Raw genomic sequence first — 439 nt, forward strand, 5'->3', positions numbered from 1 at the left:
AGTAGAGCGCGGGCGTGGGCACGGCGCCGACGTCGACGACGCGGATCCCCGTATCGGCGACGCCTTCCATGAGGGCGCGGGCAAGGGCCGGGCCGCTCAGGCGGCCGTCGCGGCCGACGGCGAAGGTGTCGACCCCCGCCTCGAGCGCCATCGACCCCAGCACGCGCCCGACGGCGCGCGCGGTCTCTTCGGTGAGCGTCACGCCGACGATGCCGCGGATGTCATAGGCTTTGAAGATGGAAGGATCGACCTGCATGAATGGGTTTTCCTCGGGTTCGGATGACGCGCGGGCGCCGGGAAGAATCTTGTTATTTTACCGTCTTGCTCCCGCACCTCTCACACGTGCGCGCACGTGCGGGCGGAAGTCGTCCGGCGGAGAGCCCGCCTCGGAGCGCCGCGGGTTCCCGCGCACCGCGCTTCCCCGCAGACGCACCCACAG

At 70.4% G+C, this 439-nt stretch carries 1 pseudogene; it reads right to left on the bottom strand.

Features of this window, described 5'->3' with window-relative positions:
• Nucleotides 1-256: pseudogene (locus HMPREF9440_RS12145) on the bottom strand (phosphomannomutase/phosphoglucomutase); the annotation flags it as partial.
• Between the last annotated feature and the right edge of the window lie 183 nt (nucleotides 257-439).

This window comes from Sutterella parvirubra YIT 11816 (assembly GCF_000250875.1).
Taxonomy (GTDB): Bacteria; Pseudomonadota; Gammaproteobacteria; order Burkholderiales; family Burkholderiaceae_F; genus Sutterella; species Sutterella parvirubra.